Below are 13,953 nucleotides of genomic sequence, written 5' to 3' on the forward strand. Positions count from 1 at the left end.
ACTCACACTGGTCATTCAGCTGTGCAGACTCAGCCGCTGCATACCTTCTAAGATAAAAGCAGTCCGGCCGCGAAGGTGGGCTTGTCTATTCCGGCTAACACCGACGCCTGTAACGCGCCGCGCATGCCGAACAGGGCGCGAAGGAGGGCGCATCCATGAGTCGTATTCCCGCTAATGTGGCCGTGCCTGATTGCACGCGATGCGCGCATTACCACATCACTTACGATCCCAAATTTCCCTACGGTTGCCGCGCCCTCAATTTCAAGAGCAAGCGCAAGCCACAACTTGATGTAATTGAGGCCTCTCTGGAGCCCTGTCACACCTTCACGCCCAAGCCGCCACGCGCTTAGCTACCGAGGTAGGTGACAAGGCCCCGGAACGGTTGCGCTTGCTCCTGAGGCGGGTCACCGCTCCGTGGTCCACTCCATGCAAAAACCCGAGCGCCTGCTCGCGTCCTGCGCCAGCCATAGCCATCGTCGGTTCATCAAACCTTCTATCCCAACGCAGTCGGCATAAAAAAAGGCCCACTTTTCAGTGGGCCTTAATCGCTCTGCTAAAAGCGCTTTTCAAACGAACAACAGCAAGAAAAAATCAGAAGTCGACGGTTGCGCTGACCGATGCGGTACGGGGTGCGCCCACAGTCAGGTAGCCGTAGCCGGGATAGCCGCCCACCGAAGCCCAATAGGAACGATTGAACACGTTATCCAGACGAGCGCGCAGTGTAACCGGACGACCACTCCACTCGGTGGCATAAGCCACGCCCAGGTCCAGGCGCGTCCAGCTCGGTACTTCCAGGGTGTTCAGATCATTGGCATAGGCGGAGCCGGTATAGATCACGCGCGCGTTAGCCGACAGGCCGGCGATCTGTTTGATGTCCCAATCGACGCCCATATTGGCTTGCGTTGTGGGCACACCAATTACACGCTTGTCTTCAGTGGTATCGGAGCCGGTATTTTTCTGACGCGCATCCAGCCAGGTCACGCCGCCCAGCACGCGCAGGCCCGGCATGGCCACGCCATATACGGTCAGTTCGGCGCCTTCGTGGCGATCTTCGCCCGACGAGCTGAAATAGGAGTCGCTGTTCAGAATCGAACGCGGCTTGGTGGTGCTGAACAGCGCCAGGCCAGCGCCCAGACGGCCGCCGTCATATTTGACGCCGATTTCCTTTTGCTTGGACACGAACGGCGACAGCATTTCGCCACGGTTGGTGGCGGTGCTGGGCGCGGTATCGCCCTGCGCCAGACCTTCGATGTAGTTGGCGTACAGCGAAACCTGTTTGATCGGCTTGTACACAATGGCCACGGCCGGGCTGACACGGCTCTTGATATAGGCCGGATCAGCGGCTTGCGTGTTGTAGGCGTAATTGGTGATGTCGAAGTGCTGATAACGCGCACCGGCAGTGACCAGCACCTGGTTGTCCAGCAGCGATACGGTATCGCCCGCAGCCACACTGGTCAGACGCACGATGCCGGTGGTGAGCGGCGTATCCAGCGTATTGCCAAGGAAGGCGCTGCTGGAGATGGCTGGATCAGCATACGACGTCGGCGTATAGATGCTGGTGTTCAGGGTGTTGGAGTAATCCATCGCATAAGCGTTGTCTTTCTTCAACTGGAAGAAGCTGCCAGCGACCACCCATTCATGGCCAATCGAGCCGGTTTTGAACTTGCCGCGCAGGCCGGTTTCGGCGGTATCAACGCGATCGTCACGCGTGTTATCAAAGCGATAGACCGTGCCATCGCCCGCATTGTCGGTGACCGTCATATTGGCCAGCGAATTGGCTTCGTGGCTGCGGCGTGCGCCATAAGCGGCCCAGCCGGTGATGTTGTCGGTAAAGTCGTATTCGCCGCGCAAGGTGCCGAAGGTATCGCGCTCGTTGGAGTAGCTCCACGGTTGCGCAAAGTTCTTGCTGGCATCCGGTGCGGACGGCATGACGGTCACGCCAGCGCCGAGCGTGACACTCGGACGCGTTTCTTTCAGGCGGTTGCTTTGCTGGCCCACGTCGGCGGAGATCCGCGCGTTTTCACCACGCCAGTCCAGGCCCACCGACATCACGGCGGTAGCGGCTTTTTCATCATCGATGCTGGTGCCGCCACCGGTGTAGCCGGCGTTGACACGCAAACCGATGCTCTTGTCCGGGCCAAAGCGGCGCGCGATATCGGCGCTAACCGTGCCGGCGCCGCCGCTGGCTACGCCCACGGTGACTTCGTTCAGGTCGGTATTGGGCGCACGCTTGGGCAGCAGGTTAATCGAGCCACCAATGCCACCGCCATTGGGCGCTGCGCCGGTCAAGAAGCCGGTGGCGCCTTGCAGTACTTCAACGCGTTCAAACAGTTCGGTCGCGATGTATTGGCGTGGCAGCAGACTGTACAGGCCGTTGTAGGCGATATCGTCGGAGCTCAGGATAAAGCCGCGGATGAAATACGATTCCTGGAAATTGCCGAAGCCACGGGCAACCCGTACACCCGGTGCGTTCTCCAGCACGTCGCCAACGCCATGAGCTTGTTGTTCCTGGATCAGCTCGTTGGTATAGGCGGTGATGGCAAACGGCGTATCCATATTGTTCTTGCTGCCGAGGATACCGGCACGGCCGCCCTTGGCAACCTGGCCACCGGCATAGGCCGGTTGCAGACCGTCTTTGGAGGCATCGGCACTGGCCGTGACCACGACAGCCTCCAGGGCCTCGGGGGTTGCGGTGTCGGCAGCGTGGGCAAGCGACATCTGGCAGCAGATGGCGACGGCCATCGCGATTGGCGTACGTTTTTTCATCGTTATCTTTATCCTGCATACAAAAGTGCCCTCAAGCTGACCTTGTGAGTCAGAAAAGAGGGCGGTTAGAGCTAAAAGCGGGCACAGCGCTTCAATTGCTAATAAGAATAATTCCTATTAGCTGTTTAGGGAAGATTGCTTACAAAATAATGGACCCAGGGATTTCGCCAATCGGCGCATAGGCAGGCAAACAAAAGGGCCACGAACGTGGCCCTATGACGCATTGCAGCAAGCAGATCAGGATTTACTGAATTTCAAAAATCCGGCCAAAGCAAGCGATGTCGAGTGTGGCTTTTACGCTCGCCGAGCAATTCACCAAGGTCAGCGCCTTGTGCGCGCTGGATGCTTTTTCCTTGATCAGCAGCAAGATGCCCAGGCCCGTGCTGTCGACGTAATCCACGCCGCCAAAATCCAGCAGGATCTGATCAAGCGCCTGGTTGCCGTTCACCGTATCGACGGCAGCGCGCAAGTCTGCCTGCATGCTGAAATCATAAGCGCCAGTCAGCAGAACCCGGCCGGTTGAACCTTCCACAAAAGTTTGTACTGCCATGATAAGTAAATCTCCCGAGTGCAGGCGCCAGAGTAAGCCACGCCCTGCAGCACCGTAACTGAGGGCGACCCGGCTTTGCACCGGGGTTTGTCCTACAACTTGTAAAGTTAGGCGCGCTTAATGCAGCAAACGTTGCGGCGTGAGCGGCAGGGTGAAAGTAAAGCGCGTTTGTTCCGCATCCGAAATCACCTCCAGCTGGCCGCCATGTGAGCGGGCGATTTCATTAACGATATACAGCCCCAGCCCAAGCCCGGTCTCGGGTGCAGTCGAGGCGCCGCGCCAGTACGGCTTGAACAGATGAGGCAAGGTCTGCGCCGGGATCGGGCTACCGCCGTTGCTGACACTGATACTCAAGCAATCGTGCAAGACCCGGGCTTCCACTCGCACCGGCATCGCTGGTGCGCCGTGCACCAGCGCGTTGGTCATCAGATTGGCCAGCAGTTGGCAAATCCGGGTCGGGTCGCAGAACACCTGTGTTTCGATCTGGATGTGCGTCTGGATCGTACGCTGCTCAAAACTGCTTTGTAGTTCGGCCGCGACCTGGCGTAAGTCGGCACCCAGCGTATCGGTCCAGCGCCGCGTCAGCACGATGCCGCCGCCCATGCGGCCACGCGCAAAATCCAGTACGTCGTCGACCAGCGCCGAGATGCGGGCGCCGCTTTTGCGTATCCGCAGCAGGATGGCGGCGGTGGATTCGTCAAACGGCCGCTTCAGCAAGACGTCCGCCCCCATCAGGATCGAAGCCAGCGGGGTACGCAGATCGTGGCCAAGGACGGCGATAAATTGTTCGCGCAATTCGGCCGTCTCTTGCGCGTTGAGCAGGGCGGCGCGGCTGGCCCGTAATTCGTCTTCGGTTTGCAGCTGCGTCGAGATCAGTTGCGAGAACAGATTGAAAGTGTTGACGGTGGCGCTGTCGGAAACCTGGGCGGGCAAGGGGTCGAGCGCGCACAGCGTGCCAAAGTATTCGCCATCGCGCCGATACAGCGGAATCGAAATATAACTTTCGAATCCATACATGGCCGGGCAGGGATGATCGCGGAAATGCGAGTCCTCGCTGACATGATCGATAACCACGCCGGCCTGGGTATCGCGCACCACGCTGCACAAGGTGGTGGCCACTTGTAATTCATCGCCCGGAGTCAGGCCAAACGAGATTGCATCGTGTACTGCACACACGGTCCAGCGGTCCTGCGTGACGCGCGCGACGCAGGCAAAACGCATGCCCGTGGTCTGGGCGATGACTTGCAGGATAGTGGGGACGGCTTCGATGGACTGGATGGCGGCGACGTCATCGGCGATCGGATCATGCATTGCTTGGCGCTGCCTTATTTTGCCGCGCGGGGACGCGTGCGAGGTGTAACAGGGGTGGGCTTGTGGCCGCAGTGAAACTGTATCACTGCGTAGCCGGCCCCGCACCCAATGACTTGATCGCAAAACGTTTTTTATGCCTGGATGTAACGAAACCGCGGGCCGCTGTCGCGCGCACGCGTCATGCCAGCGCATGCTTAACATGTGAATGTTACAGAAAATCGTATTTTCTACACTTCCAAATGCGAATCGTTTGCATTAAGCCGGCGGCAGGCTTAATATTCCGCGTCGACTATCAAAATTCCCGCTTATCAGAATGCTCGTACCTTTTTTGATCATGCTGCGCGAAGGCATGGAAGCCGCGCTCATCGTCGGCATCATTGCCAGTTACCTGAAACAGTCCGGCCGTGGCAGCTATATGCCGCTGGTGTGGGCGGGCGTTGGCATCGCGCTGGTGCTGTGTCTGGGTTTGGGCCTGGGCATCAATGCCGCTGAAGGCCAATTTCCGCAAAAGCAGCAGGAATTGTTTGAAGGCATCGTCGCGCTGATTGCGGTCATTATCCTGACCTCGATGGTGTTCTGGATGAAGCAGGCGGCCCGTTCCATCAAGGCGCATCTGCATGATTCGATTGATCACGCGCTCAATAAAGGCAAGGGCCAGGCCTGGGCCTTGATCGGCATGGTGTTCTTTGCCGTGGCGCGCGAAGGTCTTGAATCAGTGTTCTTTTTGATGGCGGCGTTCCAGCAGGACGTGGGCATTGCTGCCCCGATCGGTGCCGTACTTGGCTTGCTGGTGGCCACGGCCCTGGGTTTTGCGATTTACCAGGGCGGTGTTCGTCTCGATTTGCGCAAATTCTTTCGCTGGACCGGCATTTTTATCGTCTTTGTGGCGGCCGGCTTGCTGGCCGGTGCGGTCAAGGCTTTCCACGAAGCCGGGCTGTGGAATGGCCTGCAAGGCATTGCTTTTAATCTGCAGCACACACTGCCTTCAGATAGCCCGCTGGGCGTGATTCTGGGCGGTATGTTTGGCTATCAGGACGCCCCGACCGTGGGCGAGCTGCTGGCTTGGGTGTTGTTCCTGGTGCCTGCGCTGTATCTGTTTCTGGCCAGCAATAAAAAGCCGGTGACCAACCCGGCAGTTACCGCCTGAGCGCCCGTTCTTCCCGGATTTACCGAATAAATACGCTGTGCAAAAACCTGCTGTTTTTTGAAAAACAAGAAAGCGATCCCTGAGGAAATCACCCCAAATGAACGTCCGCTCCACACTCAAACCGTCGTTGGCGCTGGCCCTGCTGGCCGCGCTCACCGCATGCGAAAAGCCGTCCGCACCTGCTGCTGATACCGCTGCTTCTGCGCCTGCTGCTTCGACCGCCGCTGCTGCTCCGGCTGGCAAGCCGGGCGAATACACCGTCGTCATCAAGGACGAAGGTTGCGAGAGCAATGCGCTGAGCGTTCCCGCAGGCAAGAGCACGTTCAAGATTGTGAACAAGAGCTCGCGCGCCGTGGAGTGGGAAATCCTCAAGGGCGTGATCGTGGTGGAAGAGCGCGAGAACATTGCACCGGGCTTTACCCAGAGCCTGAGCGCAGATCTGCAAGCCGGTGATTACGACATCACCTGCGGTCTGTTGAGCAACCCCAAAGGCAAGCTGACCGTCACCGCCAACGGCGCCCAACCGGCTGCGGCCGGCCCGTCGCTGGATGCGCTGAACCAGCCGCTGACCGATTACAAAACCTATGTTGCGGGCGAAGTCAGCGCGCTGGTGGATGCCACCGCCAAATTCACCGCCGCCATCAAGGCGGGCAAGCTGAAAGAAGCGCAAGCGCTGTACGCGCCGACCCGCCAGCATTACGAGCGCATCGAGCCGATCGCTGAGCTGTTCAGCGATCTGGACAAGTCGATGGATGCGCGTGCTGACGACTTCAAAGACAAAGAAAAAGATCCGACCTTCACCGGCTTCCACCGCCTTGAGTACGCGCTGTTTACTGAGAAGTCGACCAAGGGGCTGGATGAGCTGGCCGACAAGCTGGCTGCTGATACGCAAGAACTGAAAAAGCGCGTCGACACGCTGGCTTTCCCGCCCAAGAAACTGGTGGGTGGCGCGGCTGAGCTGATTGAAGAAGTAGCCAAGACCAAGATCAGTGGCGAAGAAGATCGTTACAGCCATACCGATCTGTGGGACTTCCAGGCCAACGTCGACGGCGCCAAAAAGGTGTATGACCTGCTGCGTCCGCTGGTGGACAAGGCCGACGCCACGTTGTCGCCCAAGATCGATGCCAACTTCAAGGAAGTGGACGATCTGCTGGCCAAATACAAGAAGGGTGATGGCTACGTCAGCTACGAAAAAGTGACCGAAGCCGATCGTAACGCGCTCAAGGGCCCGATCACCGCGCTGGCAGAAGATCTGTCCAAGCTGCGCGGCACGCTGGGTATGGATTGATGCGCTAAGGCGGGCGCGTAAAGGCGGGGCTGTGGCCGCGCCGCTACCGACCTGCTATGCCCGGTGCTTTGCACCGGGCGTTGTCGCATCTGGCACCCGGCAAAAAGCGGTAATTTTTAACATTTGATAGAAAGAAGTTCGCATCATGGAAAAACGTCCAGAGTCGCAAGATCCGCAGATTGCCACCGCTGCACCGGCGGCGGCGGATGCCCCCACCAATGTTTCGCGCCGCCGCTTGTTGCTGGGTCTGGGCGCGGGTGGGGGCGCTGCGGCCCTGGGCGCCCTGGTGGCCACCACGGTCGGCGCCAACGTGCAGCCCAAGTGGCCGGATACCACCGCAGAGCGGCAGCCGTTCTTTGGTAACCATCAAGCGGGCATCGTCACCGCACAACCGGCGGCGGCGCTGGTGGTGGCCTTTGACGTGCTGGCCAAAGACAAGGCCGGCCTCGAACGTCTATTGCGCCTGATCACGGCGCGTGCCGATTTTCTGACCAAAGGGGGCCGCGCGCCGGAAGATGATCCGCGCATGCCGCCGATGGACAGCGGCGTGCTCGGCCCGAACATTTATCCCGACAATCTGACCATGACGGTGTCGCTGGGTGCCTCGATTTTTGATCAGCGCTTTGGCCTGGCCGAACACAAGCCCAAGCATCTGGTCGATATGCCGCAGTTCCCCAATGACCAGCTCGATGCTGATATGTGTCATGGCGATTTGCTGCTGCAGATCTGCTCCAATACGGCCGAAACCAATATCCACGCGTTGCGCGATATCGTGAAGCACACCCCGGCCTTGCTGGCGGTGCGTTGGAAGATGGACGGGTTTTTGCCGCCGCATACCTTGCGCAAAATGGGTACCGAAACCGTGCGCAACCTGCTCGGCTTTAAAGATGGCTCGGCCAATATCGACGCGCAGAATGATCAGCTGATGAATCAGTTGGTCTGGGTTAGCGATCAATCCGCCGAGCCGTCGTGGACAGTGGGCGGCAGCTATCAGGTGGTGCGGGTGGTGCGTAATCTGGTCGAGCAATGGGATCGCACGCCGCTGCGCGAGCAAGAACAGATCATCGGCCGCGACAAGGCCAATGGTGCGCCGCTGGGCCACCGCAATGAGCACGACATACCCAACTTTGCCGATGATCCGCATGGCAAAAAAATCCCGATGGATGCGCATATCCGGTTAGCCAACCCGCGCACCGATGCGACCAAAGAGAACCTGATTCTGCGGCGCGGTTATAACTATTCGCGCGGCATTACCAAATCGGGGCAGTTTGATATGGGTCTGCTGTTTGTGGCGTATCAAGCAGATTTGATGAAGGGCTTTGTCACCGTGCAAACGCGCCTGAACGGCGAGCCGCTGGAGGAATACATCAAGCCTATCGGCGGCGGTTACTTCTTTGCGCTGCCAGGCGTGAGCAAGGATGGTGATTTCCTCGGTCAGGGCTTGTTGACCGCCTGAGCTTGGCCGACGCCAGCGCGTGCCTAACAAAAAGGGCGTGGATCAGATCCGCGCCCTTTTTTTGTGATGTAAAGCGGGGGAAGGGTGCTCGGGCTCAGACGCGGGCCAGCACCAGTTCCAGATCGCGATCCAGCGCTTCGGCCGCCGCGATGGTGCGCGACAAGCCCATCCGTGCCGTGCCATTGGTGGTGGCGGCCATCTGGTGTTGATGCGTGCGCGCAACGTCGAGGGCCACCACGCGCATGGCCAGAAGCTGGTTGAGATTGTTGGCAATCAACAGTTCTGCCAGTTCCAGTTCATATTGCGTCGAGCCCGGGTCATACCACGCGCTGACGACTTCCGCCGCTTCGCGTTTGAGTTTGCGCAACACTTCATGAATATGGTCGATTTCGCGGCTCATGCTTTTTTTCCCGTAGTCGCAGTGGCGTGTCGATATTCGCCTGGCCATATAGCCGATCTGCACAACGATTGTGCGGCGCTTGCCTGACGGGCTCAACCAGGACGTTTACGGGGTTAGGCCAGTCCTGCGCCGCCCGCCGCAAAGATCGCAGCGTTAAACCGCGCCGCATAACGCATAGAGTGCACCGCTCGCTATGCGCAAGCTGTCAGTCGCAAGCGCGAAGCGGCGTAGGGCGGGTTTAATGATCGATTTCGGTGGCGGCGATCAGATCCATCTTCACCACATTGCGGCCGTGCGCCTTGGCGTGATACAGCGCCTGGTCCGCGCGGCGCAGCGCATCGTCGATCCGGCTCTCATAGGCTTGCCAGGTGGCCACGCCGATGCTCACGGTCAGATTGAAGCGGGCACGTTCAAATTCAACGGTATTGGCGGCGATGGCAACACGCACCCGTTCGGCCACATTGCGCGCCAGGGCGGCGGACGTGTCGGGCAGCAGCACCACAATTTCTTCACCACCAAAGCGCGCCACGATATCGCCGGGCCGCACACAGCTGCGCAACACATCGGCCGTCACCCGCAAGGCTTCGTCGCCCGCGGCGTGGCCGTAGGTATCGTTAATCGGCTTGAAGTGGTCGATATCCACCATCAGCACCGCCAGCGACTGGCTGGCGTGGCGCGCATGTTCGATCTGTTCGGCTGCCGTCAGCATCAGATGGCGGCGGTTGTGCAGGCCGGTCAGCGCGTCGAGGCTGGCGTGGCGTTCCAGTTCGGCCTGCGCCTCGACCAGCTTGTGATGCGACGCGCTCAGCATGCGGTAGTTAAGCGCATTGCCCAGCGCGATGGCGCTGTAGGCGGCGATATTGCGAAAAACCAGCCGTTCCAGTTCGCCATAGGCATGCGGCCGCGCTGACTGGATAGACAACACGCCAAGCAAACGCGTGCCCACCATCAAGGGACCGAACAGACTGCAATACATATGGCGCGTGCCGGGGATATGCGTGGCGCTGACCTGGCCGGGTTCGGTCTCGACCAGGATTTCGTGGCCTTCACGCGCAGCACGCGCGCTGTTGGCGGAGGGGTCATCCAGCGGCACATCGCGCCCCAGCACTGCCACCCCGTCTTCCAGCGTGTAGGTTGGCACCAGCGTATCGCCCTGCAGCAACCAGACGCGCAGGCCCGCTACATCAAGCATGGCGCCGGCATGGCGTGCCAGCGTATCGAAAATATCTTGCGGATCGAGTGTGGCGGTAATTTCCTGGCCAATGCGGCCCAGACTTTCCAGTATGCCCAGACGCTTGCGTTCGGTTGCCAGCAACTGGCGCTGATGTTCGGCTTCGATGCGCGCGCTTTCGGCTTCATGGCGGGCGGAGGTGGCGGCAATCTGGCGCGTGGCGCGGCGTGTGTTTTCTTCGTTCAGCGCGGCAATGCGCATGCGTTCATACCGCAACGATTCGACCACATTGCCCGCTTGTTCCCACGCTTGTGCGTAAATCTGCAGCAAATCATCTTCTGGCGACCATTGCGGCACATGGCATTGGGTTTGCCAGAGCTCATCCAGATAATGCAGTGCAGGCGTGGGCGCGGACATCGCAGCCGGGCCGGGCAATTGCGGGTTTTGTACCAGGATGCGCGCCACGGCCATACGCGCCAGCTGATTGGTGATGTGGTCTACGCCTTCGCTGGCCGCCACCACTTCAAACGCCATGGCCAGCGCGGTATCGCCCTGGCCCAGCGCCGATAGACAACAGGCCAGGCCCACGCGGATGCGGCCGAGCATTTCGGGTTGATTGCTTTCTTCGGCGGCTTGCTGTGCTTCTTCGAATTCGGCGCGTGCTTCCTGCGGCAGATCAAGGCGCAGCGTTACTTCCGCCAGAAAGGTCACCACCGCTACAAAGATACGCGTGCGGTTCAACGGCATCAGCCATTGCCGCGCTTCCAGCATCGCGGCGCGTGCGGCATCAAAGCGGCCGAGCGCGCTATAGACGTCGCCCAGACTATATAGACAGCCGCCCATGGCTTGCGGCCAGCCGCGAGGCCGCGAATGGGTGAGGGCGCGTTCAACGCACAAGGCCTGGGTTTCAAAGTCGCCCAGATTGCCCATGCTGCCGCCCGCGTTAACCACGCAGCTGATCATCATGCGCATCAAGCCGGCGTTTTGCAGCTCGCGCTCACCTTCTTCAAACGCTAGATGCGCTTCGACATAATCGCCGGACAAAAAATGAAATTGCGCGCGAGCGTAATAGAGCAGGCCGCTCAGGCCGGGGTCGTCTGGATAATGTTGCCATGCCGCCTGGCTGGCACAGGCCAGCGCCACGGCATTGCCGCTAAAGCACTGGTCCACCGCCTGCCACACTTCGCAGGCCAGTACCCGATACGGTTCGCGCGCGCGCTGGTAATAACGCTGTGCTTGCGCTAACGCGTGTTCGCGCCGTTCAAATTGCGACTGGTCATGCGCCAGGCGTGAGGTCAGCAGCCAGGTGTCGCCCTGGCCTTCTTCGTCTTCGGCCGCCACAAAGCCCGCGGCCGCAACGGTTAATTGATATTCGGCTTCGGCAAAGTCTGCGGTCAGCCATGCCAGTTCGGCGCGGATCAGCGCGATGCGGGCGTGCTGGTTCGACTGCGCCGGATCGTAGGCCTGGTGCAGGACGTGCTCCAGCTGGGTAAGCAGCCGCAACGCCAGTTGTGGCTCTTCTTGCCGGACGTGCCAGGCCAGCTCCAGCAGCGCCGCCGGGGCGGGCTCTTTGGCAGCGAGCGTCTCGGCACGTAACGCCAGAACTTGTGCGCGGGGCGCATACAGTTTCATGGTGGCTTACACACCCAGGCGCAAGGCAATGACAACAAGCGGACCGGACTTGATGGGACTACTCCTGATGTTGTCGTTAACGGAATGCGCGGCGGCATTCGGCAGTACTACTTTGGGGGCAGCAACAGAAAGTGCTACTGAATGGCGGCTATTTTCACTCATTCACAGAAACCAGCAACTACTGAATGCTGCAAACGCAAAACCGCCGCAACGTATTGTTCTGTATCAATCGACGGCCAGCCAGGCAAGCTAGCGTTTATGCGCCATCCAGCGCATCGGCGGCCTGCTTCAACGCCAGCGCGCAGCCTACAGGCGGTAGCAGGTGTCGCGTGAACGGCACACTTGTTGGCGCTGACCAATCGGTTCTCAGCGTCGGGCGCAGCCAGGGATGTCCCTGACATCATGTAGCGCGGCCTTGCTGGCAACATCGCCATTCGACTAAATCGTGGTAGCTGGCATGTGGCAAGGCATCGGATTGGGGGCGCTCACGGGCGCGGTATGGGGCATGGTATTTCTGGTGCCGCAACTGCTGCCCGGCTTTACGCCACTGGAACAGATGGCTGGACGCTACGTGCTGTATGGCATGGTGTCGCTGCTGCTGGTGCTGCCGCGCGCGCGCAGCTATCTGCGGCGGCTGACCGGCGCCGATTATCGTGCGCTGCTGTGGCTCAGCGTATTGGGCAACCTGGTGTATTACGTTAGCCTGGCGGCGGGCGTGCAATTGATCGGCATCGCGCCCACCTCGCTGGTGGTGGGGATGTTGCCGGTGGTGGTGGCGGTGGTGGGCTCATTGGGCCACGGCGAGATCCCCTTGCGCCGCTTGCTCTGGCCTTTGCTCGCCATCGTGCTGGGTGTGCTGTGTACCGGGGCGGATGTGCTGGCGGGCAGCGGCGATGCGGCGGGCACGTTGTGGCAAAAGCTGCTGGGTTTGCTGGCCGCTGCAGTGGCCTTGTTCAGCTGGAGTGCCTACGCGCTGGGCAACGCGCGTTATCTGATGCGCAATCCGCAGTGGAGTAGCCACGACTGGTCGGTGTTAACCGGGGTCATGACCGGCGCGCTGGCGGCGCTGGTGGCGCTGGGCCTGCTGTGCTGGCCCAGTGTGGCGCATACCGTGCCCCGAAACTGGGCGTACTTTCTGCTACTGATGACTTTGGTGGCGATCTTTCCTTCCGTGGTGGGCACCAGCTTGTGGAACGCGGCCACCCGCCGTTTGCCGATCACCCTGGGTGGCCAGCTGATTGTGTTCGAGACCGTGTTTGCCTTGCTGTACGGCTTTATCTATGAGGCCCGTTGGCCGCATCCCTTAGAAGTCCTCGCCATGGTCTTGCTGCTGGCGGGGGTGCTCGGATCATCCCTGGTGCATGCGCGCCACACTCCTGTTACCGCGTCGTAAAGCTGTTGCTGCCCGTTTGCCACGCCAGAAAAGCGCGGCAAACCCCCGTGTTTGCTGGCTGGCATCGTTCTTGCATGAAGGCGCTCGGCATAGCTGATGACTTATGCTGGAAAACACTTACATCACAGAATATTGTCCTGGGTTAAGGTTGTTTGACAGAAAGTGTGCATGGTTCAGCGCCGTTCTGCGGGACGATCAAATGTTCCGGCGGCCAGATGTGCAGTGAACACCAGGGCCGGTTTGACCACGTGGTCAGACCTTTATTCACGGCAAGGCGTACGCATGAAACTGGATCAGATAGACCTGGCAATTCTTGAGGCCCTGCAACAGAACGGCCGCATGACCAATGTGGCCCTGGCCAAACATGTTGGCCTGAGCACCACCCCCTGTCTGGAACGGGTGCGCTCGCTGGAACAAGCCGGTGTGATCAAGCATTACAACGCACTGCTCTCGGCCGACAAGGTCGGGCTGGGCTTGCTGGTTTTTATTGAAGTGTCGTTGGAACGGACTTCTGAAAGCGTCTTTGAAGCCTTCAGAGACGCAGTACAAGGCATTCCTGAGATCCAGGAGTGCTTTATGGTGGCCGGCGGCTTTGACTACCTGTTAAAGATACGCGTACCGGATATGGCGTCTTATCGCTCATTCCTCGGCAAGGTACTTAGCAATATCCCCGGTATCCGGGTGACCCACAGTTATACCGTGATGGAAGAAGTCAAAGAATCGGCGTCTTTGTCCTTGAGCCATCTGCAAAACAATGGCACGGATAAAGCCGCCGAATAAAAAGTCGCGTGCACAGTTACACCAGCCATATAGAACAGCGTTTAAACACAAAATCTGCA

Annotated in this window: 10 protein-coding genes; 5 read left to right on the forward strand and 5 right to left on the reverse strand. The window is 59.6% G+C overall.

Annotated elements, in window-relative coordinates; genetic code table 11:
* Window positions 1–591: 591 nt before the first annotated feature.
* The 3 genes from ACYQ1A_RS20725 to ACYQ1A_RS20735 form a co-directional block, all read right to left on the reverse strand.
* Window positions 592–2,766, reverse strand: coding sequence for a TonB-dependent receptor (locus ACYQ1A_RS20725; protein ID WP_499365584.1), 2,175 nt, complete (start codon window positions 2,764–2,766; stop codon window positions 592–594).
* A gap of 244 nt (window positions 2,767–3,010) precedes the next feature.
* The gene (locus ACYQ1A_RS20730) at window positions 3,011–3,316 is read right to left on the reverse strand and encodes an STAS domain-containing protein (protein ID WP_499365587.1); all 306 of its coding nucleotides are present in this window, start codon (window positions 3,314–3,316) and stop codon (window positions 3,011–3,013) included.
* Between the two features lie 117 nt (window positions 3,317–3,433).
* Window positions 3,434–4,627, reverse strand: coding sequence for a GAF domain-containing sensor histidine kinase (locus ACYQ1A_RS20735; protein ID WP_499365589.1), 1,194 nt, complete (start codon window positions 4,625–4,627; stop codon window positions 3,434–3,436).
* Window positions 4,628–4,940: 313 nt separating this feature from the next.
* Between ACYQ1A_RS20735 and efeU the strand changes: the two genes are divergently transcribed.
* The 3 genes from efeU (at window position 4,941) to efeB (ending at window position 8,518) form a co-directional block, all read left to right on the forward strand.
* Window positions 4,941–5,774 (forward strand): iron uptake transporter permease EfeU, encoded by an 834-nt coding sequence (gene efeU, locus ACYQ1A_RS20740; protein ID WP_499365593.1) that lies wholly within the window; start codon window positions 4,941–4,943, stop codon window positions 5,772–5,774.
* Window positions 5,775–5,871: 97 nt separating this feature from the next.
* Entirely contained in the window at window positions 5,872–7,062 is a 1,191-nt protein-coding gene (efeO, locus tag ACYQ1A_RS20745) for an iron uptake system protein EfeO (RefSeq protein WP_499365595.1), read from the forward strand.
* 145 nt (window positions 7,063–7,207) lie between these two features.
* Window positions 7,208–8,518 (forward strand): iron uptake transporter deferrochelatase/peroxidase subunit, encoded by a 1,311-nt coding sequence (gene efeB, locus ACYQ1A_RS20750; RefSeq protein WP_499365598.1) that lies wholly within the window; start codon window positions 7,208–7,210, stop codon window positions 8,516–8,518.
* A 94-nt stretch (window positions 8,519–8,612) separates the two neighbouring features.
* Here the strand turns inward: efeB and ACYQ1A_RS20755 are convergent, their stop codons facing one another.
* Both ACYQ1A_RS20755 and ACYQ1A_RS20760 read right to left on the reverse strand, forming a co-directional pair.
* On the reverse strand, window positions 8,613–8,918 hold the full coding sequence (locus ACYQ1A_RS20755; protein ID WP_062223608.1) for a hypothetical protein: 306 nt from the start codon (window positions 8,916–8,918) through the stop codon (window positions 8,613–8,615).
* Window positions 8,919–9,156: 238 nt separating this feature from the next.
* Window positions 9,157–11,721: a diguanylate cyclase gene (locus tag ACYQ1A_RS20760; protein WP_499365604.1), complete on the reverse strand. Its 2,565-nt coding sequence runs from the start codon at window positions 11,719–11,721 to the stop codon at window positions 9,157–9,159.
* Window positions 11,722–12,178: 457 nt separating this feature from the next.
* Between ACYQ1A_RS20760 and ACYQ1A_RS20765 the strand changes: the two genes are divergently transcribed.
* Together ACYQ1A_RS20765 and ACYQ1A_RS20770 are read left to right on the forward strand one after the other, a co-directional pair.
* Window positions 12,179–13,114, forward strand: a complete 936-nt coding sequence (locus tag ACYQ1A_RS20765) for a DMT family transporter (RefSeq protein ID WP_499365606.1) — start codon at window positions 12,179–12,181, stop codon at window positions 13,112–13,114.
* A 282-nt stretch (window positions 13,115–13,396) separates the two neighbouring features.
* Entirely contained in the window at window positions 13,397–13,894 is a 498-nt protein-coding gene (locus ACYQ1A_RS20770) for an Lrp/AsnC ligand binding domain-containing protein (RefSeq protein ID WP_499365610.1), read from the forward strand.
* Window positions 13,895–13,953: the final 59 nt, after the last annotated feature.

Source organism: Silvimonas sp. JCM 19000 (genome assembly GCF_054652575.1).

What these genes read in the sequence shown, in the direction of transcription:
- ACYQ1A_RS20725 (WP_499365584.1), bottom strand. Translation starts at nt 2,766, where the DNA reads ATGAAAAAACGTACGCCAATCGCGATGGCCGTCGCCATCTGCTGCCAG.
- efeB (WP_499365598.1), top strand. Translation starts at nt 7,208, where the DNA reads ATGGAAAAACGTCCAGAGTCGCAAGATCCGCAGATTGCCACCGCTGCA.
- ACYQ1A_RS20765 (WP_499365606.1), top strand. Translation starts at nt 12,179, where the DNA reads ATGTGGCAAGGCATCGGATTGGGGGCGCTCACGGGCGCGGTATGGGGC.
- ACYQ1A_RS20730 (WP_499365587.1), bottom strand. Translation starts at nt 3,316, where the DNA reads ATGGCAGTACAAACTTTTGTGGAAGGTTCAACCGGCCGGGTTCTGCTG.
- ACYQ1A_RS20760 (WP_499365604.1), bottom strand. Translation starts at nt 11,721, where the DNA reads ATGAAACTGTATGCGCCCCGCGCACAAGTTCTGGCGTTACGTGCCGAG.
- efeO (WP_499365595.1), top strand. Translation starts at nt 5,872, where the DNA reads ATGAACGTCCGCTCCACACTCAAACCGTCGTTGGCGCTGGCCCTGCTG.
- ACYQ1A_RS20735 (WP_499365589.1), bottom strand. Translation starts at nt 4,627, where the DNA reads ATGCATGATCCGATCGCCGATGACGTCGCCGCCATCCAGTCCATCGAA.
- ACYQ1A_RS20755 (WP_062223608.1), bottom strand. Translation starts at nt 8,918, where the DNA reads ATGAGCCGCGAAATCGACCATATTCATGAAGTGTTGCGCAAACTCAAA.
- efeU (WP_499365593.1), top strand. Translation starts at nt 4,941, where the DNA reads ATGCTCGTACCTTTTTTGATCATGCTGCGCGAAGGCATGGAAGCCGCG.
- ACYQ1A_RS20770 (WP_499365610.1), top strand. Translation starts at nt 13,397, where the DNA reads ATGAAACTGGATCAGATAGACCTGGCAATTCTTGAGGCCCTGCAACAG.